Origin of the sequence: Avibacterium paragallinarum, assembly GCF_900450705.1 — a bacterium.
GTDB classification, from domain to species: domain Bacteria; phylum Pseudomonadota; class Gammaproteobacteria; order Enterobacterales; family Pasteurellaceae; genus Avibacterium; species Avibacterium paragallinarum.
The window spans coordinates 605,924-619,472 of record NZ_UGHK01000001.1 but is presented as its reverse complement, the minus strand read 5'-3'; the positions used below and the strand labels follow the sequence as shown (position 1 = coordinate 619,472).

The window sequence follows — 13,549 nt, the reverse complement described above, 5'->3', positions numbered from 1 at the left end:
TTTAAATTTCGGTTCGGAATATTATAGAAAGAAAAGGCAAATGTAAATAGAAAGTTTGTTAAGGAAAACAAAGCAACTGTTTTTTTAAATCGTATAGACAAAAAACCCTGCATTACGCAGGGTTAGAAAATAAGGACAATGAATTATTTGATAGCATCTTTTAATGCTTTACCAGCAACAAACGCTGGCACTTTTGATGCAGCAATTTGAATTTCTGCACCTGTTTGTGGGTTACGACCTGTACGTGCTTTACGCTCGTTCACTTTGAATGTACCAAAGCCGATTAATTGAACTGGCTGACCTGCTTTTAAGCTACCAGCAATCGCGTCTAAAGTTGCTTCTAATGCCGCTTTAGCCTGCTTTTTATTTAACTCTGCTGCACTTGCAATCGCATCAATTAAATCCGTTTTGTTCATAAATTAGTACCTTCTCTATTTCGATAATATTAAACCTGTTAAGAAAACTCTTAACACCAAATGCAATCATAAATAACTGAATACACAGTGCGATAAAGCATACTCTAAGTTAAGAATAAAGCAAAGCAATCTCAGTGAAAAATGTTAGCTAAATCACATTATTGCTTAAATTCTATACCAATATTTGATACTCCTTCAGCCCGAATTTCATTTTTTAAGGATAAAATCAACGCCACATCTCGCTCTTCGCAATCCTTTAACACGCGGTAGATCTGCCACTGCACATCAAGCTCTTGTTCAACATAGGCATTAGTTTTCAATTCTTGTTCGGAAAACTCACGCTCTTCTTCCTGTTCCAATGCCCCAATCACGGTTTGTAAGGAAATCAAGCTCAGTTGAATAGCACGCTCCAATGTTTCCCCTGCAATTAAGCTATGCAATAACGCGGAAAGCCCCTCGCAAGCCTCAATAGCGGGAACGATGCCGTAAAACTCGTAGTCATTCACATCAGGAATAATGGCTTCAAATTTTTCCAGTTGATGATCGAAATTAATATTTGCCCCTTTCACCGTTAAATGTTCCCAAACAAGGTTCAAAATATTTTGATAAACCTTCGCTTGAGCAGGCTGTTCCGTTACTTGGCAGAAAAGCTGAAAATTAGGCAACATTCGCTCACATAAGCACGCCATAAAGGTGAGATGTTGCCAGCTCACCAAATTTTCTAAACGTTTATGAATCGGATTACGCATTGTTTCCCCTTATTTATGATAGGCTTGGGAATATTGATGAATGGCATCAACGAAAACTTTCGGGCTAATTTCGGGTACATCTTGATGAATGCCGTGTCCGAGATTGAAAACGTGGCCGCTGCCTTCGCCAAAATCCGCCAAAATTGACCGCACTTCTTGCTCAATCCGAGCTGGTGAAGCATAAAGCACAGAGGGGTCCATATTGCCTTGCAAAGCGACTTTATGTCCAACACGCTTTTTCGCCTCAGCTAAATTTACAGTCCAATCTAGCCCAATCGCATCACAGCCCGTATCCGCAATGGCCTCCAGCCATAACCCGCCTCCTTTGGTAAACAAGGTAGCTGGTACTTTCCGCCCCTCATTTTGGCGGATCAGGTTTTCAACGATTTTTTGCATATATTGCAAGGAAAACTCGAGATACTCACGATGCCCCAACACGCCGCCCCAAGTATCAAAAATCATTACCGACTGCACTCCCGCTTTAATTTGAGCATTAAGATAAAGAGCGACCGCATCGGCGAGTTTATCTAATAATAAATGCAAAGTTTCTGGCTCGGCATAGAGCATTTTTTTGATTTTGGTGAAGGCTTTGCTGCTCCCGCCCTCAACCATATAGGTGGCAAGCGTCCAAGGGCTACCCGAAAAACCGATCAACGGCACTTCACCTTTAAGTTCACGGCGAATGGTTCGCACTGCATTCATCACATATTGCAATTCCTGCTCAGGATCAGGAATAGGCAAATTTTGCACCGCACTTTTATTTTCGATTGGGCGAGCAAATTTCGGGCCTTCTCCTGCCCCAAAACTTAAGCCCAAGCCCATTGCATCGGGAATGGTGAGAATATCAGAAAATAAAATTGCTGCGTCAAGATCATAACGGCGTAAGGGCTGAAGCGTAACTTCGCACGCCAGCTCCGCATTACGACAAAGGGACATAAAATCCCCCGCTGTCGCTCTGGTGGCTTTGTATTCTGGCAAATAACGCCCCGCTTGACGCATCATCCACACGGGGGTCATATCCACAGGTTCACGCAATAATGCTCGCAAATAGCGATCATTTTTTAGTTCAAACATCAAAAAATCCTTTCTTTTTTAGACCGCACTTTTGTCGTTTCCGCACAAAGTGCAAGGGTTTGGTTAATCAATTTTAGGGCAATCGTGCCTTCTGGTGGCAAGGTTGGCAAGGGTTCGTCATAAGCAAACCATTGTGCATCACTTAGCTCCGCTTCTTGCAAGGTGATCTCACCGCTCGCGTAATCAGCTAAAAATCCGACCATTTGCGAATTTGGAAACGCCCACGGCTGGCTGCCAAAATAGCGGATATTCTTCACCTTAATCCCCGTTTCCTCAAACACTTCTCGCTCAACGGTTTGCTCAAAACTTTCGCCTACTTCCACAAATCCTGCCAAAGTGGTGTACATTTTTTCCTGCTGATGACGCAAATGATTGGCGAGCAAAATCTGCTTCCCTCTCCGCACTGCTACAATAATAGAGGGACAAATCACAGGGTAAGTGCGGTGCGAACAAGCGGCATTTTTGCATTGCAATGCCAGCTCTTCCCCCACCATCGCCATCGGTGAACCACATCGCCCGCAAAAACGGTGCGTTTTCAGAAAATGGTTAATTTCCACACCGCGATTTAACAAATTAAATTGTATTTCGGGCAAATGAAGCTGACTGCGTAACGAGGTATATTCCCGCCAATCCTGCTCTTGTTCAGCAACCAACCAAAGGGGCTGCGTTTCGCCTGCCCTCTCCATTCGCCCAATTTCCATTGCTGGCAACCCTTGCAACTGAAACGCACTCGCCAGCCCTTGGGGTAACTTGCCGTCAATTAAATAAATCGCCGAACCTTGCGTTAAAAGCCAAACGCCCTGCGTGTCTGGGGAAAGAGGTTGCATCAAAAAACGCATAAAAAACTCACCGCACTTTCTTGGTTTATAGAATTGTTTAATTAGGGGGTATTTTACAGATTTATTTGGGTTTCGCTATGAGAAATTATGGCTGTTAAACGTTGATCACACTATTTTATCATTGCATAAATCTTTAAGCTCAAGATTAGGCAAAATGACGAATACAAGTAATACAGAATAATTTAAAACTAAATAGTTATACCCGTTTATATTCTTGTTACTATGCTTTATGCAAAAAGAAAATCGTCAAATATCTATGGTAAGGTTTTAGATCTAAGAAATTATAAAGATGAAAATTTCCTTATTCTAGCTTTCCCCATTTCTTTCGTTACAACCTCAAACAAAAAGGGCATCTTTCGATGCCCTCTCTTAACTTTCTAGTGTTACCTAGCAATATCATCATTATTTGATGATTTTCGCTACCACGCCCGCACCTACTGTACGACCACCTTCACGAATCGCAAAGCGTAAACCTTGGTCCATCGCGATTGGGTGAATTAAGCTTACTGTCATTTTGATGTTATCGCCTGGCATTACCATTTCCACGCCTTCTGGTAACTCGATTGTTCCTGTTACGTCAGTTGTACGGAAATAGAATTGTGGACGGTAACCTTTGAAGAATGGAGTATGACGACCACCTTCTTCTTTTGATAATACGTAAACTTCTGATTCGAAGTCTGTGTGTGGTGTGATTGAACCTGGTTTCGCTAATACCTGACCACGTTCGATTTCTTCACGTTTTGTACCACGTAATAATGCACCGATGTTTTCACCCGCACGACCTTCGTCAAGTAATTTACGGAACATTTCTACACCTGTTACGGTCGTTTTCGCAGTTTCTTTGATACCTACGATTTCTACTTCATCACCAGTGCGGATAATACCACGCTCTACACGGCCTGTTACTACGGTACCACGACCTGAGATTGAGAATACGTCTTCGATTGGTAATAGGAATGGTTGGTCAATCGCACGCTCTGGCTCTGGAATGTAAGTGTCTAAGTGGTTTGCTAACTCAAGGATTTTTTCTTCCCATGCCGCATCGCCTTCTAACGCTTTTAACGCTGAACCACGTACGATTGGTGTATCATCACCTGGGAAATCATATTGAGAAAGAAGTTCACGCACTTCCATTTCTACTAATTCTAATAACTCTTCGTCATCTACCATATCGCATTTGTTTAAGAATACGATGATGTATGGTACACCTACTTGGCGTCCTAATAAGATGTGCTCACGAGTTTGTGGCATTGGGCCGTCTGTCGCTGCTACTACAAGAATTGCACCGTCCATTTGTGCCGCACCAGTGATCATATTTTTAACATAGTCCGCGTGCCCTGGGCAGTCAACGTGTGCATAGTGGCGAGTTGGGGTATCGTATTCAACGTGTGAGGTGTTGATGGTGATACCACGTGCTTTTTCTTCTGGTGCATTATCAATTTGATCAAATGCACGTGCTGAACCACCGTAGTGTTTCGCTAATACTGTGGTGATTGCTGCTGTTAAAGTTGTTTTACCATGGTCAACGTGGCCGATTGTACCCACGTTTACGTGCGGTTTTGTACGTTCAAATTTTTCTTTAGACATTAAGAGTCCCTCTAGATAAACACGGTTATCGATGGTTCAAAATACCACATTAACCAAATGAATAAGTTTGTGCTAAATATAAGAGAAAGGTGAAGTTAAGGCTGGTGCTGATAGGCGGATTTGAACCGCCGACCTCACCCTTACCAAGGGTGCACTCTACCAACTGAGCTATATCAGCGCTTGGAGCGGGCAGCGGGAATCGAACCCGCATCATCAGCTTGGAAGGCTGAGGTAATAGCCATTATACGATGCCCGCAGTCCTAAATTCATCTATCCCATCAGAATTCATCTACAAAATGGTGGAGGGAGAAGGATTCGAACCTTCGAAGGCTGAGCCGGCAGATTTACAGTCTGCTCCCTTTGGCCGCTCGGGAATCCCTCCGCACTAAATGAATGAACTTGGCTACGCTTGGTTATGGTGCCGACTACCGGAATCGAACTGGTGACCTACTGATTACAAGTCAGTTGCTCTACCTACTGAGCTAAGTCGGCGTCGTAAGCAAGTGAGGCGTATTATAGGGAAATTTTTATCACTGACAAGCGTTTTTTTGAAAAAAAATCGATTTTTTTAATTGTTCGTTTATTTATCAGCCAAAGTGAACAAATTTTATAAAAAAATCCTCGATTTACACTAAAATTCTCTCTCCATAAAAGAATTTATAAGGTATATTTCTCCACATCGTTTTATCAAATATAAAGATAACATTGTGAGTTTTTCTAATTCAAACGCATTAAGCGAACAATTAACCCCTTTTCTTACGTTTAATCGTCAACAGTGGGCAGAATTACGTAAATCCGTACCATTAAAACTTACTGAACAAGACCTTAAACCTTTATTAGGCTTTAATGAAGAGCTTTCTTTAAATGAAGTAAGCACAATTTACCTTCCTCTTACTCGCCTTATCAACTATTACATTGAAGAAAATCTTCGTCGCCAAACCGTTTTAAAACGTTTTCTTAGCCAAGATACGCAAAAAACACCTTACATTATCAGCATTGCGGGTAGTGTGGCTGTTGGGAAAAGCACTTCTGCACGGATCTTACAATCTTTACTCGCAAACTGGCCACAAGTTCGTAGAGTAGATTTAATTACTACAGATGGTTTTTTATATCCGTTAGAAAAACTCAAGGCAAAAAATATATTGGATAAAAAAGGTTTTCCTATCTCTTACGATACTCAGCGTCTCATCCATTTTCTTGCAGATATCAAATCTGGTAAACGCAATGTTAAAGCCCCCATTTATTCACATCTAACTTATGATATTGTGAGAGATAAATTTGATATTGTTGACCAACCAGATATTCTTATTTTAGAAGGTCTAAATGTCCTACAGCAAAGTAATAACCACACTAATCAAGTTTTTGTATCTGATTTTGTAGATTTTTCTATTTTCGTCGATGCCGAAGAAATACTGTTAAAAAAATGGTACATCCATCGTTTTTTAAAATTTCGCCGTAGTGCTTTTAGTAATCCTAACTCTTATTTTAAACACTATGCTTCTCTTTCGGAGCAAGAAGCGATTCAAACTGCAAGTAAAATTTGGGATGAAATTAATGGCAAAAACTTACGAGATAATATTTTACCCACTAAAGAGCGAGCGAATTTGATTCTAATTAAAGGTGAAAGTCATATAGTAGAAAAAGTCAAATTGAGAAAATAAAAAATCGTTGTTGATAAACTCCAACAACGATTTTTCAATATTCAATGTTCTAACCTTGGAAAAAAGAAGCTACTTCAACGAAAAATTTTAATAAACTTGCATTTAATAAATCGATGAAAAATGCCCCAACCATTGGCACAATTAAGAAAGCTTTGTGTGATGGTCCATAATGAGATGTTACCGCCTGCATATTAGCTACAGCTGTAGGTGTTGCTCCTAAACCAAAACCACAATGCCCTGCACTTAAAACAGCCGCATCATAATCTTTCCCCATTACTCGGAATGTCACAAAAATCGCATATAGTGCCATTACAACAACTTGAATTAATAAAATCACAAAAATAGGCAAGGCTAATCCAGCTAATTCCCACAATTTTAAAGACATTAATGCGATGGCTAAAAAGATCGATAACCCTACGCTACCCAAAATATCAATCGCCTCATCTGCAACTTTAAATTTAAACACATGAGCTAAAGAATTCCGCACAATAACGCCGGTAAACAAACACCAAACAAAAGTAGGCAATTGAAATGCCGTCCCTTTAGCTAACAAATCTAATTGCTGTCCAATAAATAAACAAACAGACATCATTGTGATAGTTTCAATAATGGAACGAGTATTAACCTTACGACGGTACACGGGTTTTTCAAAAGCTTCCTCAACATCATCAAGATTTTCATCTTCCGGAATTTCTTTCCGATGTAAACGCTTTAACAAGAAACTAGCAACGGGACCACCAATCACTCCACCAAAAACGAGTCCAAAGGTTGCACAAGCCATTGCCAATTCCATTGTACTTTGTAATCCAAAACGATTCGCTAAGGCATCAGCCCAAGCAGCACCTGTACCATGACCACCTGTCAATGTGATAGAACTCGCAATTAACCCATACGCAGGTTCAATCCCTAAAGCCAACGCACTAAATATGCCTACCGTATTTTGTAACGCAATTAATCCAGCCGCAACAAACAGAAATACGACTAACGGTTTTCCACCTTTTATTAAACGCGAAAAATTTGCACTTAGCCCAATAGATGTAAAAAAAGCAAGCATCATCGTGCGTTGCAGATTTGTATCAAAGCTAAAACTCAATCCCCAAAATTTATGCACTAGCGTCAATACAATAGCCACAAGAAACCCTCCAACTACGGGTTCTGGAATATTATAATGACTCAATAGACGAACACGTTTCACTAAAAAATATCCTAGCAACAAAACCAAACAAGCTAGTGCCAATGTTTCATAAGTATCAAAAACCATATAATCTCCTCATTAGTTTATCCGTGTAGTCAATGCTAAAAACAAATGATTACAACTTAAGAAATAGAAGAATTTCACTATACCAAAAAAAAAGCGAGATTATAAGTTTGTATTCGCAATCAAAGAAATTTTTCCCTTTGTGAAGAACATAGAATATTTTTTGTCCACCACCTTCACTAACCTAGAATATCTAATACAGAAGAAGGAACAAAATTGCTGACATCGCCACCGTGTAAATAAATTTCTCGCACCATTGTGGAAGAAACAAAGGCCCATTTTTCGCTAGGTGGGAAAAATAAACTTTCCACGCCTTGCCCATTTTCATTTTTGGTTAATAAGCGATTTAGGCTGGCGAGTTGCAGTTCGTATTCAAAATCCGTGGTGGTTCGCACGCCGCGGATAATGGCGTGAATGTGTTTTTCTTGCACCACCTTAGCCAGCAAATCAGCAAAGCCAAACACTTCCACATTAGGCAAGTAAGCCACCGCTTGCTGTGCAATTCTTACTCTGGTCTCTAAATCAAACAAGGGCTTTTTGCTTGGGTTAGCAGCGATGGCGACAAAAACGTTAGAAAAAAGCACCGCACTTCGTTCAATGATATCTAAATGCCCGTTGGTGATGGGGTCAAAGGTGCCGGGGTAAATTACGGTTGTCATTTTTACAATTTCCTTTTATTTAAGCCTTGCTATGGCGTTCACGCAACATTCTGTGTTTATGGGGATTTCAAATAAGGTTGAAGTAAATCAAGCAAGCGTTGTAAAGCACCGCGATTTTCTAATAATACGCCATAGCCCGCTTTTCCTGTGCGTTCACGCAAGGCAGAGGAATTTAGCAAAATTTCCACCGCTCTTGCGATGGCAGCGGCATTATTGTTCACCTCAACAAAGCCCTGAACTTCCATCAACCTGCGGTAAACTTCGGGGAAATTGAAGGTATATTTTCCACTCACTACAGGAATTTGAAAGGCTAGCGGTTCAAGAGGATTATGGCCACCTTTTTTAACTAAGCTACCACCGACAAAAGCCACATCCGCTAAAGCATACATTAGCATTAATTCGCCCATTGTATCGCCAAGCACTACTTGCGTCTCAGGCTGAGGGGCAAGGTTTTCACTACGCCTCACGAAAGTGAAATGCTGTTTTTCGATTAATCCTGCCACGGGGTTAAAACGCTCGGGGTGGCGAGGCACGAGAATGAGCAGTAAATCAGGGAAGGTTTGTAACAGTAAACGATGGCTTTCCAAAATAATGCTTTCTTCGCCCTCGTGCGTACTGGCAGCAATCCATACGGGACGTTGTTGTTTCCACTCTCTTTTTAATTCCTCTGCTTTGGCAAGTAAGCTCTCACTTAGCACGAGATCATATTTGATATTGCCCGTGAGTTTCAATTTTTCAGGGTTATAACCAAGTTTAAGATAACGCTGTCCGCTGATGTTATCTTGCGGGGCAATCAGGCTGATCTTGGTTAAAATGGCTTGGATATAGCTTTCCAGCCAGCCATAACGTTTTGCTGAGCGGGCAGATAAACGGGCGTTAGCGATAATAAACGGAATGTGCTGTTTGTGCAGTTGATAAATGAGATTTGGCCAAATTTCCGTTTCGATCACAATGCAGACTTTAGGCTGAATAAAACGGATAAAACGTTTAATCGCACCAGGTAAATCGTAAGGCAAATAAAAATGGCTCACTTGATCACCAAAAGCTTCTTTGACACGCTCAGAGCCTGTTGGCGTAACAGTGGTGAGGGTGATAGGTAGATCGGGGTAACAGCGTTGAATCGCTTTCACCAATGGCGTAGCGGCAATTACCTCTCCCACCGAAGCGGCGTGAATCAGCACGCCATTCGGTTTTGGTGGCGTTTGCGAGGAAGCATACAGCCCGTAACGCTCGCCAATTCGCTGGCGGTAAGCAGAGGCTTTTAGGCTACGCAATAAAATAAATAGCCAAATCAGCGGTTGAACAAGATACATTATGCAAGTGTAAATTCTGTGCCACATAGCCGTTTCTTCATTAAGCCAAAAAATTGAGAAATTTGCTCCGCACTTTATTCATACAAATGGGCAAGATAAAGTGCGGTGGAATTTCGCTACGTTTTTATTTTATTGATTGTTCAATAACGCCACCACCAAGGCAAATTTCCCCTTGGTAGAATACGGCAGATTGCCCCGGCGTTACAGCGATTTGTGGTTCGTCAAAACGCACTTCAATGCTGTCATCACTCAGCGGGATAACTTGGCAAGGAATATCTGTTTGACGGTAACGAGTTTTCACCGTGCAACGAAGCGGTTCGCGAATTGGCTGGCGATCCACCCAATGTAGCTGCTGAGCGATCAGCCCGCTTGAAAGCAAGGCGGAATTATCCAGCCCCTGAGCCACTACTAACACGTTGTTGGTGAGATCTTTTTCTACCACATACCACGCATTTTCTGCTTTGCCTTTCACGCCACCAATGCCTAAGCCCTTGCGTTGCCCGAGGGTGTGGTACATTAAGCCTTGATGACGACCGATCACTTCGCCTTCGGTGGTTTTAATTTCCCCTGGTTGGGCGGGTAAAAAGCGGGCTAAGAAATCTTTAAATTTGCGTTCGCCAATAAAGCAGATCCCTGTGGAATCCTTTTTCTTCGCCGTTGCCAGCCCCAAATCTTCCGCAATGGCTCGCACCACGGGCTTTTCAAGCTCACCAACAGGGAAAAGGCTTTGCCCCACTTGGGCTTCGCTCAGCGTGTAGAGAAAATAGCTTTGATCTTTGTTAGGATCTAAACCTCGCAATAGCTGAGCCTTGCCGTTGAGCTCACCACGGCGAACATAATGCCCTGTGGCGATGTAATCCGCCCCTAAATCTTCAGCGGCATATTCCAAAAAGGCTTTAAACTTGATTTCTTTGTTGCATAGAATATCAGGGTTCGGCGTGCGACCCGCTTTGTATTCCGCTAAAAAATGCTCAAAAACGTTATCCCAATATTCCGCCGCAAAGTTGATTTTGTGCAATTTAATGCCGAGCTTGTCGCATACTGCTTGGGCATCAGCGAGATCCGCCGCGGCTGTGCAATAATCGGTGTCATCATCTTCCTCCCAATTCTTCATAAACAAGCCTTCCACTTGGTAACCTTGTTGCTGAAGAATAAAGGCGGAAACGGAAGAATCCACGCCACCAGACATTCCACAAATCACTTTAATTTTGCTGTTTTCTGCACGTTGGCTTTCGCTTAATGCAGGGAAATATTGTTCATAAGTTTTTGATTTCATCATAATCTTGTCATAAATTTAACGGATTTTCTGACCGCACTTTTGCTTTATGCGATGTTGCGGATCGTTGTTGCTTTGTTATAAACCTAAACGAGGCTTATTTTACCTCGTAAAACGCCGCTTCGTTTTTGTTAAAGCGATCGAGTTCAGCGGCGTCCACTTCGCCTTTTGCAACTTTGGCTTTTAAATTATCGCAAGGTTCATCGCAATCACACACTTTTTTTAAACCCAGTGCGGAAATACCGCCACAGCTGCCAGCAATAGATTTGCGTTTAATGATATAGCCGATGGACATTGCAAAAATCACTGCAAGGAAAAAGCCGAAAGTAATAAAAAATAGTTCCATTTTTTCACCTTTATGGATTGATTAATTGTTTAAATGCGGAAGACATTTTCACGTTAAAGCCCGTTTCTGTTTTGATGATTAAATATACCGCTAATTGTTGCTGCTCCGCCACTTTGAGTGCTTCATCTTCACCAAGCACAAATAACCCTGTGGATAAGCCATCTGCGGTCATTGATGAGGGATCAAGCACAGTGATTGACGCCAAATGATGTTGAATTGGGCGACCTGTTTGCGGATTAATTTCGTGAGAATAACGCACACCATTTTCTTCAAAATAAATGCGATAATCGCCAGAAGTTGCCATTGCCAGATTGTGTAAGCCGACCACTTGTTCTACGCTTCTTGAGCCGTCCGTAGTGGGTTTTTCTATCGCAATTTGCCAAGGCTTGTTTTCACTGTTATTGCCTTTGGCACGAATTTCGCCACCAATTTCCACCATATAGTTATCAATGTGTAAACTTTCAAGATAGTCCGCTACTTGATCGACACCAAAGCCTTTGGCGATGGAAGATAAATCTACATAAAGTTCTGGCACGGCTTTTTCTAAGTAAAATTTACCCGCACTTTCGCTCAGTTTTAATTTTTCAATACCTACCCACGCACGGCGTTCATCAAGTTGTTGCTGAGTTGGGGCTTTTTCCACGCGTTTTTCTGGCCCGAATCCCCACAGGTTCACCAATGGCCCTACGGTAACATCTAATGCACCTTGTGTAACCTTATTTAAACGAATGGCTTCACCTATCACTTTGGCTAGATCCGCAGAAATTTCAATCGGGGTATTCACCGTGCGGTTTTGGTTAAAACGACTTAATTCAGAGGTAGGAATATAGGTGGACATTTTTTCATTCACGTCTTTTAAGATTTTTTCCACCTCTTCGTGAGTATCCGCTGCCGATTGGGTTGCTTCTGCGGTAATGTATTTAATGTGGTAAGTGGTCCCCATTGTTTTACCGCTTAAGGTAACAATTTCGGGATCTTTTTGGCAGGCGGTTAAGCTGCTCACCAAGAGTAAGGCGATGGTCCAGCTGTAAACCGTTTTGACTTTTCTTAACATAAATCTATCGCTAATTTTTCTGTGGCTAAAAATGGCTAAAGCGGTCAGAAATCTGACCGCTCTTTTTCTTATTTAACAGCGTTATCAACCGCCAAAGTCATCTAATAAGATGTTTTCGTCTTCAACACCTAAGTCTTTGAGCATTTTGATTACTGCTGCATTCATCACTGGAGGCCCACACATATAGTATTCACAGTCTTCTGGTGCTTCGTGATTTTTCAGATAGTTTTCATAAAGCACGTTGTGGATAAAGCCGGTGTAGCCGTCCCAATTATCTTCTGGCAATGGATCAGAAAGTGCCACGTGCCATTGGAAGTTGTCGTTTTCGGCTTGGAGGGTGTCAAAATCTTCCACATAGAACATTTCACGTTTTGAACGCGCCCCATACCAGAACGACATTTTACGTTTAGATTTCAAACGTTTTAATTGGTCGAAGATATGTGAACGCATTGGTGCCATACCTGCACCCCCACCGATAAATACCATTTCTGCATCAGTATCTTTCGCGAAGAATTCACCGAATGGGCCAGAAATAGTTACTTTATCACCCGGTTTTAATGACCAAATATAAGAGGACATTTGACCCAGTGGTGCATCTGGGTTGCTTGGTGGTGGCGTTGCGATACGCACGTTAAGCATAATGATGCCTTTCTCTTCTGGATATGAAGCCATTGAGTATGCACGCACGATTGGCTCGTCCACTTTTGACACATAACGCCATAGGTTATATTTATCCCAATCTTCGTGGTATTCTTGTGGAATATCGAAGTCTTTGTAATAAACCGTATGTGGCTCAGCTTCAATTTGGATATAACCACCCGCACGGAATGGCACTTCTTCCCCTTCAGGAATTTGAAGTTTGAGTTCTTTAATGAAGGTGGCTTTGTTGTCGTTAGAAATAACGGTACATTCCCATTTTTTCACGCCAAATACTTCTTCAGGTAATTCAATTTGCATATCACTTTTGGCATTGACCTGACAAGCCAGACGATAACCTTCTTTGGCTTCACGCTTTGAAATATGAGAAAGTTCGGTTGGTAAAATATCACCACCACCTTCTGTAACTTTTACCACACATTGCCCACAAGAGCCGCCGCCACCGCAAGCTGAAGAAACGAAAATGCCTTTACTCGCTAATGCACCGAGTAATTTTCCGCCTGCTGGCAAATGAATGGCTTTGCTTGGGTCGTGATTGATTTCAATAGTAATGTCCCCTGAATTAACAAGCTTTGATTTAGCAAACAAAATGATTACCGCTAAAGCAAGCACTAGCACAGTGAACATTGCAATACCTAAAATAATTTCCATTTAGTATCC

The 13,549-nt window shown here is 41.8% G+C and carries 13 protein-coding genes and 4 tRNA genes; 1 reads left to right on the top strand and 16 read right to left on the bottom strand.

The features are described from left to right. Positions 1 to 143 precede the first annotated feature (143 nt). From hbs to DXZ23_RS03300, 9 genes are all read right to left on the bottom strand, one after another. Complete coding sequence (gene hbs, locus DXZ23_RS03340; protein WP_017805492.1) at positions 144 to 416, bottom strand: non-specific DNA-binding protein Hbs; 273 nt, start codon at positions 414 to 416, stop codon at positions 144 to 146. A gap of 158 nt (positions 417 to 574) precedes the next feature. Beyond that, complete coding sequence (locus DXZ23_RS03335; RefSeq protein WP_017805493.1) at positions 575 to 1,165, bottom strand: YjaG family protein; 591 nt, start codon at positions 1,163 to 1,165, stop codon at positions 575 to 577. 9 nt (positions 1,166 to 1,174) lie between these two features. After that, positions 1,175 to 2,239, bottom strand: coding sequence for a uroporphyrinogen decarboxylase (hemE, locus tag DXZ23_RS03330; protein ID WP_017805494.1), 1,065 nt, complete (start codon positions 2,237 to 2,239; stop codon positions 1,175 to 1,177). Further along, positions 2,239 to 3,066 carry an NAD(+) diphosphatase gene (gene nudC, locus DXZ23_RS03325; protein WP_035659604.1) on the bottom strand — a complete coding sequence of 276 codons (828 nt, stop codon included), beginning with the start codon at positions 3,064 to 3,066 and terminating at the stop codon, positions 2,239 to 2,241. Before nudC ends, hemE begins: the two co-directional genes overlap by 1 nt. A 414-nt stretch (positions 3,067 to 3,480) precedes the next feature. Further along, a complete protein-coding gene (tuf, locus tag DXZ23_RS03320; RefSeq protein WP_017805436.1) occupies positions 3,481 to 4,665 on the bottom strand; it encodes an elongation factor Tu in 1,185 nt (394 codons plus the stop codon). 102 nt (positions 4,666 to 4,767) lie between these two features. Further along, positions 4,768 to 4,843 (bottom strand) — tRNA-Thr (locus DXZ23_RS03315). 3 nt (positions 4,844 to 4,846) lie between these two features. Next, positions 4,847 to 4,921 (bottom strand) — tRNA-Gly (locus DXZ23_RS03310). Between the two features lie 41 nt (positions 4,922 to 4,962). Continuing rightward, positions 4,963 to 5,047, bottom strand: a tRNA-Tyr gene (locus DXZ23_RS03305). Between the two features lie 34 nt (positions 5,048 to 5,081). Next, positions 5,082 to 5,157, bottom strand: a tRNA-Thr gene (locus DXZ23_RS03300). A 215-nt stretch (positions 5,158 to 5,372) separates the two neighbouring features. Here DXZ23_RS03300 and coaA point away from each other — a divergent pair. Beyond that, complete coding sequence (gene coaA / locus DXZ23_RS03295) at positions 5,373 to 6,326, top strand: type I pantothenate kinase (protein WP_017805495.1); 954 nt, start codon at positions 5,373 to 5,375, stop codon at positions 6,324 to 6,326. A 49-nt stretch (positions 6,327 to 6,375) separates the two neighbouring features. Here coaA and gltS read toward each other — a convergent pair whose 3' ends face one another. The 7 genes from gltS to nqrF form a co-directional block, all read right to left on the bottom strand. Beyond that, positions 6,376 to 7,587, bottom strand: a complete 1,212-nt coding sequence (gene gltS, locus DXZ23_RS03290; RefSeq protein WP_017805496.1) for a sodium/glutamate symporter — start codon at positions 7,585 to 7,587, stop codon at positions 6,376 to 6,378. 176 nt (positions 7,588 to 7,763) lie between these two features. Next, on the bottom strand, positions 7,764 to 8,243 hold the full coding sequence (gene coaD / locus DXZ23_RS03285; RefSeq protein WP_017805497.1) for a pantetheine-phosphate adenylyltransferase: 480 nt from the start codon (positions 8,241 to 8,243) through the stop codon (positions 7,764 to 7,766). 56 nt (positions 8,244 to 8,299) lie between these two features. Further along, positions 8,300 to 9,583: a lipid IV(A) 3-deoxy-D-manno-octulosonic acid transferase gene (gene waaA, locus DXZ23_RS03280; RefSeq protein ID WP_026138464.1), complete on the bottom strand. Its 1,284-nt coding sequence runs from the start codon at positions 9,581 to 9,583 to the stop codon at positions 8,300 to 8,302. A 97-nt stretch (positions 9,584 to 9,680) separates the two neighbouring features. Further along, positions 9,681 to 10,832 (bottom strand): tRNA 2-thiouridine(34) synthase MnmA, encoded by a 1,152-nt coding sequence (gene mnmA, locus DXZ23_RS03275; RefSeq protein WP_026138465.1) that lies wholly within the window; start codon positions 10,830 to 10,832, stop codon positions 9,681 to 9,683. A 97-nt stretch (positions 10,833 to 10,929) separates the two neighbouring features. Next, complete coding sequence (gene nqrM / locus DXZ23_RS03270; protein WP_021723583.1) at positions 10,930 to 11,178, bottom strand: (Na+)-NQR maturation NqrM; 249 nt, start codon at positions 11,176 to 11,178, stop codon at positions 10,930 to 10,932. Between the two features lie 10 nt (positions 11,179 to 11,188). Next, positions 11,189 to 12,232 (bottom strand): FAD:protein FMN transferase, encoded by a 1,044-nt coding sequence (locus DXZ23_RS03265; RefSeq protein ID WP_017805501.1) that lies wholly within the window; start codon positions 12,230 to 12,232, stop codon positions 11,189 to 11,191. A gap of 84 nt (positions 12,233 to 12,316) precedes the next feature. Next, the gene (gene nqrF, locus DXZ23_RS03260; protein WP_021723585.1) at positions 12,317 to 13,540 is read right to left on the bottom strand and encodes an NADH:ubiquinone reductase (Na(+)-transporting) subunit F; all 1,224 of its coding nucleotides are present in this window, start codon (positions 13,538 to 13,540) and stop codon (positions 12,317 to 12,319) included. Positions 13,541 to 13,549: the final 9 nt, after the last annotated feature.